Source organism: Mycobacterium asiaticum, assembly GCF_001673635.1.
Lineage (GTDB): Bacteria > Actinomycetota > Actinomycetes > Mycobacteriales > Mycobacteriaceae > Mycobacterium > Mycobacterium asiaticum_C.
Genome location: NZ_LZMH01000082.1, coordinates 186,470 through 192,833 on the forward strand (window position 1 = coordinate 186,470; position 6,364 = coordinate 192,833).

4 protein-coding genes are annotated in these 6,364 nt (G+C 64.6%); 3 read left to right on the top strand and 1 reads right to left on the bottom strand.

Annotated features, from left to right (window positions below):
- Positions 1-2 precede the first annotated feature (2 nt).
- Genes nuoL through nuoN form a run of 3 tightly spaced genes read left to right on the top strand, consistent with a single transcriptional unit; the run spans position 3 to position 5,064 of the window.
- Positions 3-1,904 (top strand): NADH-quinone oxidoreductase subunit L, encoded by a 1,902-nt coding sequence (nuoL, locus tag A5645_RS24835; RefSeq protein WP_065131400.1) that lies wholly within the window; start codon positions 3-5, stop codon positions 1,902-1,904.
- Positions 1,901-3,502, top strand: a complete 1,602-nt coding sequence (locus A5645_RS24840; protein WP_155768155.1) for an NADH-quinone oxidoreductase subunit M — start codon at positions 1,901-1,903, stop codon at positions 3,500-3,502. Before nuoL ends, A5645_RS24840 begins: the two co-directional genes overlap by 4 nt.
- Positions 3,499-5,064 carry an NADH-quinone oxidoreductase subunit NuoN gene (nuoN, locus tag A5645_RS24845; protein WP_065131402.1) on the top strand — a complete coding sequence of 522 codons (1,566 nt, stop codon included), beginning with the start codon at positions 3,499-3,501 and terminating at the stop codon, positions 5,062-5,064. The genes A5645_RS24840 and nuoN overlap by 4 nt, the downstream gene beginning before the upstream one ends.
- Before the next feature lie 35 nt (positions 5,065-5,099).
- Here nuoN and A5645_RS24850 read toward each other — a convergent pair.
- Positions 5,100-6,364 (bottom strand): beta strand repeat-containing protein (locus A5645_RS24850; RefSeq protein ID WP_065131415.1); only part of this gene is annotated, 1,265 nt, incomplete at its 5' end.

Consider the following 6,364-nt stretch of genomic DNA (forward strand, 5'->3'; position numbering starts at 1 on the left):
ACGTGAATAACCTGGCGCTTCATTACACCTGGCTGCTCGTTGCACTGCCACTTGCGGGGGCCGCGATCCTGCTGTTCGGCGGTCGACGCACCGACGCGTGGGGTCATTGGCTGGGTACTTTGGCCGCCCTGTCGGCCTTCGGCGTGGGCGTGACGCTGCTGACGGACCTGTTGAGCCGGCCCGCCGAGGAGCGCACCATCGGCCAGACGGTGTTCAGCTGGATACCGGTCGGCGGCTTGCAGGTTGACTTCGGCCTGCAGATCGACCAGCTGTCCATGTGTTTCGTGCTGCTCATCTCCGGTGTCGGATCGCTGATTCACATCTATTCGGTCGCCTACATGGCCGAGGACGAGGACCGCCGTAGGTTTTTCGGCTACCTCAACCTGTTCCTGGCCTCGATGCTGCTGCTGGTGGTCGCAGACAACTACGTGCTGCTCTACGTCGGATGGGAGGGCGTCGGCCTGGCGTCCTACCTGCTGATCGGGTTCTGGTACCACAAGCCGTCGGCCGCGACGGCGGCCAAGAAGGCGTTCGTGATGAACCGGGTTGGGGACGCCGGATTGGCGCTGGCGATGTTCCTGATGTTCAGCACCTTCGGCACGGTGTCCTACAGCGGCGTGTTCGCCGGCGCGCCGGCCGCCAGCCAGTCCGTGCTGAACGTGACGGGCTTGCTGTTGCTACTGGGCGCCTGCGCGAAGTCCGCCCAGGTGCCCCTGCAGGCCTGGTTGGGTGACGCGATGGAAGGCCCCACCCCGGTGTCGGCCCTGATCCACGCGGCCACCATGGTGACCGCCGGTGTCTACCTGATCGTGCGGTCCAACCCGCTGTACAACCTGGCGCCGGACGCGCAACTCGGCGTGGTGATCGTCGGCGCCGTCACGTTGATACTCGGGGCTTTCATCGGCTGCGCCAAGGACGACATCAAGCGAGCGCTGGCCGCATCCACCATGAGCCAGATCGGCTACATGGTGCTGGCCGCGGGCCTGGGCCCGGCCGGCTACGCCTTCGCGATCATGCACCTGCTCACCCACGGCTTTTTCAAGGCCGGGCTGTTCCTCGGGTCCGGCTCGATCATCCACGCCATGCACGAAGAACAGGACATGCGCCGTTACGGCAGCCTGCGCGCGGCGCTGCCCATCACGTTCGTGACCTTCGGCCTGGGATACCTGGCGATCATCGGCGTGCCACCGTTCGCCGGCTTCTTCTCCAAGGACGCGATCATCGAGGCGGCACTGGGGTCCGGCGGCATCCGCGGCTACATCCTGGGCGGGGCGGCCCTGTTGGGCGCGGGCATCACCGCGTTCTACATGACGCGGGTGATGCTGATGACGTTCTTCGGTAAGAAGCGTTGGGTCCCAGGACTGCATCCGCACGAGGCGCCCGCGCTGATGGCGTGGCCGATGATCCTGCTTGCGGTCGGGTCGGTGTTCTCCGGTGGTCTGTTCGCGATCGGCGGCACGCTGCAGCACTGGCTCGAGCCGGTGGTCGGCGGGCACGAGGAGACCACCCATGCCGTGCCCGCCTGGGTCAGTACGTCACTCGCGCTTGGTGTGGTGGTCGTCGGTATCGCGGTTGCCTACCGGATGTATGGCGGCAAAGCCGAAATTCCGCGGGTGGCGCCGTCTCAGGTCTCGGTGCTCACGGCGGCCGCTCGCGCCGACGGCTACGGCGACGCCTTCAACGAGGAGGTTTTCATGCGCCCCGGTGCGCAGCTGACTTACACGCTGGTCGGTGTGGATAACGCCGGCGTGGACGGCTCCGTCAACGCGCTCGCAGCTCTGGTGAGCCGGACCTCGAATCGGTTGCGAGGCATGCAAACCGGCTTCGCGCGCAATTACGCGTTGTCGATGCTGGTGGGTGCCGCCGTGGTAGCCGGTGCGCTGTTGGCGGTGAACCTGTGGTGACCGGCATCCCGTGGCTGACGGTCCTGTGGCTGGTGCCGCTGGCGGGATCGGTGTTGATCATTCTGCTGCCGCCGGGACTGCGCCAGGCCGTCAAATGGACCGGGGTGACGGTGAGCGTTCTGACCCTGGCGGTGTCGCTCGTCGTCGCCGCCAGGTTCAAGCCGGGCGGGGACACCTACCAGTTCACCGAAAAGCATTCCTGGATCCCGTCTTTCGGCGCCGGTTACACCCTCGGTGTGGACGGCATCGGTCTGATCCTGGTGCTGTTGACCACGGTGTTGATACCGCTGCTGTTGGTGGCCGGCTGGAATGACGGCGGTGACGCCGATGGCTCGTCAGGTCGGGAGGGACGCCCGCGCGGCGTGCACGCCTATGTCGCGCTGACCCTGGCCATCGAATCGATGGTGCTGATCTCAGTGGTCGCCCTCGATGTGCTGCTGTTCTACGTCTTCTTCGAGGCGATGCTGATCCCGATGTACTTCCTGATCGGCGGGTTCGGCCAAGGCAGTGAGCGGTCGCGGGCGGCGGTTAAGTTCCTGCTGTACAACCTGTTCGGCGGTCTGATCATGCTGGCCGCGGTGATCGGCCTGTATGTGGTGACCACCCAGCACGGCGGCGGCACCTTCGATTTCGTCCGGATCGTGGAAGACGTGCGCGCCGGCCGCTACCGCGACGTGGACCCCGCGGTGCTCAAGGCGCTGTTCCTGGGCTTCATGTTCGCCTTCGCGGTCAAGGCGCCGCTGTGGCCGTTCCACCGCTGGCTGCCCGACGCCTGCGTCGAGGCGACGCCGGCCACCGCAGTGCTGATCACCGCCGTGATGGACAAGGTCGGCACCTTCGGCATGCTGCGCTACTGCCTGCAGCTATTCCCCGACGCCTCAGCCTATTTCCGGCCGGTGATCGTCACGCTGGCCATCATCGGGGTGATTTACGGCGCGATCGTCGCGATCGGGCAGACCGACATGATGCGCCTGATCGCGTACACCTCGATTTCGCACTTCGGGTTCATCATCGCCGGCATCTTCGTGATGACCACGCAGGGCCAGAGCGGTTCGACGCTGTACATGCTCAACCACGGCATCTCCACCGCCGCGGTGTTCCTGATCGCGGGCTTCCTGGTGTCACGGCGCGGCAGCCGGTTGATCGCTGACTACGGCGGCGTACAGAAGGTCGCCCCGGTCCTGGCCGGCACCTTCCTGGTGTCCTGTATGGCAACCCTGTCCCTGCCCGGGCTCGCGCCCTTCGTCAGCGAATTCCTGGTGCTACTGGGCACTTTCAACCGCTACTGGCTGGCGGCAGCCTTCGGGGTCACGGCCCTGGTGCTGGCCGCCATCTACATGCTCTGGCTTTACCAGCGGGTGATGACCGGCCCGGTGGCCAAGGACAACGAGAAGATCCGCGATTTGGTGCCGCGGGAAATGATCGTCGTTGCCCCGCTGATCGCACTGCTGCTGGTGCTCGGTGTCTATCCGAAGCCAGTGCTCGACCGGATCAACCCTTCGGTCGAACACACCATGAGCACCATCCGACAGCAGGATCCCGCGCCGACAGTGCCCATAGGCGTGCGCCCGACAACGGCCGAAGGACCGCACCGATGATCAACAAACCCAACGTCGAGTACTTCCTGCTCTCCCCGATGTTCATCGTGTTCGGCGTGGCGGTGATCGGCGTGCTTGCCGAAGCTTTCCTGCCCCGCCGAGTGCGCTACGGCGTGCAGGTCGGCCTCACCCTCGCCGGCTTTGTGGCGGCATTCGCCGCGGTGATCGTGGTGGCCAAGTCCGTTCCGGCCGCGGGTCAGGCCACCGTGCTCGGAGCGATCGCCGTGGACCGGCCGGCTCTTTTCCTACAGGGCACCGTGTTACTGGTTGCCGTACTCGGAACGATCTTCATCGCCGAGCGCCGACACGTGGTCACCAAAACGAAGGTGTTCGCGGGGCTCGATTCCTTTACCCCGCAAGCCTCTTCGACACCCGGAAGTGACATCGAGCGGGATGCCGAGCGCGTGGGCGCCGCCCAGACGGAACTCTTTCCGCTGCTGACGCTTTCGGTCGGCGGCATGCTGGTGTTCCCCGCGTCCAACGACTTGTTGACGATGTTCGTGGCGCTGGAGGTCCTCTCCCTGCCGCTGTACCTGATGTGCGGCTTGGCCCGGCACCGCCGGCTGCTGTCGCAGGAGGCGGCGCTGAAGTACTTCCTGCTGGGCGCGTTCTCTTCCGCGTTCTTCCTCTACGGGGTCGCGCTGCTCTACGGCGCCACCGGCACGCTGACTCTGCACTCCATCCGGGAGGCGCTGGCCGCGCAGAATGACCGGTCCATGGCGCTGGTTGGAGTCGCACTGCTGGCGGTCGGCCTGCTGTTCAAGGTCGGCGCCGTCCCGTTCCACTCGTGGATTCCCGACGTGTACCAGGGGGCGCCCACCCCGATCACCGGGTTCATGGCCGCTGCCACCAAGGTGGCGGCGTTCGGGGCTTTGGTGCGCGTCGTCTACGTGGCGTTGCCGCCGTTGCACGGCGACTGGCGCCCGGTGCTGTGGGGCATCTCGATCCTGACCATGGCCGTGGGGACCATCACCGCGGTGAACCAGACCGATGTGAAACGGATGCTGGCCTACTCATCGGTGGCACACGTCGGCTTCATCCTCACCGGTGTGATCGCCGACAACTCGGCGGGCCTGTCCGCGACGTTGTTCTATTTGGTGGCTTACAGTTTCAGCACGGTAGGCGCGTTCGCGATCGTTGGTCTGATCCGCAATGCGGACGGGGTCGAAGACGCCAGCCTGGCGCACTGGGCCGGGCTGGGACAGCGTTCTCCCATTGTGGGCGTGATGCTTTCGATGTTCCTGCTGGCATTCGCGGGCATCCCGCTGACGAGCGGGTTCATTAGCAAGTTCTCCGTGTTCAAGGCCGCCGCCGAGGGTGGTGCGGTGCCGCTGGTCATCATCGGTGTCGTCTCCAGTGCGGTCGCGGCCTACTTCTACGTGCGGGTGATCGTGCTGATGTTCTTCACCGAGGGCACCGACGACACCCCCCAGGTGGTGGCGCCGGGCGTGCTGAGCAAGGCGGCAATCGCGGTGTGCGCGTTGGTCACCGTGGTGTTGGGTATCGTGCCGCAGCCGGTGCTGGACCTGGCCGACCACGCGGCGCAGTTACTGCAGCACTAAGGGATCAGGGGCTCGATCCGTCAGGGCTGGAACCGTCAGGGCTGGCCGAAGAAGCCGGCCTGGTTGTCGCCCTGGTTGCCCACGCCCGAGTTGTTGTCGCCGGAGTTGGCGAAGCCGGAGCTGTTGGTGCCGGAGTTTCCGACGCCGGAGTTGTTGCTACCCGAGAGGTTGATACCGACGTTGTCGGTACCTCTGTTGGCGAACCCCGTATTGAATCCGGTGCCCGCATTGTAGAAACCGACTTGCGCCTCCCCGCTGTTCATCACACCCGAGTTGGGCAGAGCACCGGTGTTGACGTTCTGGAACCCGGACTGATTGTCGCCGGTGTTGAAGAAACCGGAAACGCCCGTGCCGGTGTTTCCGAACCCAGACGTTGTTCCCGTTTGGTTGACCGCGCTGCCCACGGCGGTGTTCACGTCACCGGCATTGAACAGGCCGGTGTTGAGATTGCCGGCGTTGCCGAAGCCGGTGTTCAGGCTGCCAGAGTTGAACGAACCCGTGTTGGCGCCCCCGCCAAGCACCCCGTTGCCGCCCGCGTTGAAATCCCCGGTGTTATTGAGACCCGAATTTCCACTGCCCGCGTTGAAATCACCGCCGTTGCCGATCCCTACGTTCGAGAAACCGCCGTTGCCGATGCCGACGTTCTGGCTACCGCCGTTGCCGACGCCGGTGTTGTGAGCGCCGCCGTTCCAGAACCCGGTGTTGACGTCGCCGGCGTTGCCGAACCCGGTGTTGCCGTTGCCGGAGTTGAAGAATCCGACGTTGCCGTCGCCGGAGTTGAAGAAGCCGATGTTGTTGCTCCCCGAGTTCCCGAAGCCCAGATTTCCGATTCCGCTGTTCAGCGCGCCGATTCCCACCTGGTTGTCACCGGTGAGTCCGAAGCCGATGTTGTTGTTGCCGTTGTTGCCGAAGCCGAAGTTGAAACTGCCGTTGTTTCCGAACCCGACGTTGGACACGCCCGAATTTCCGCTGCCGAGATTGAAGTTGCCGATATTGCCGTTTCCGAAGTTTCCGAAACCGAAGTTACCGCTACCTAGATTGTTGCTGCCGGAGCGGTTTCCGAAGCCGAAGTTGCCGTCGCCGAAGGTGTTGCCGCTGCCGAAGTTGAGCGCGCCGAGGTTGTTTCCGCTACCGAAGTTTGTGTGGCCGATATTGCCGCTGCCCAGGTTGTAGGACCCGAAGTTTCCGCTGCCCAGGTTGAGGTTGCCGATGTTGCCGCCACCGAGGTTTACATTGCCGAGGTTGCCGATGCCCAGGTTGAGGTCGCCGACGTTGCCAGCACCCAAATTAAAAATAACTA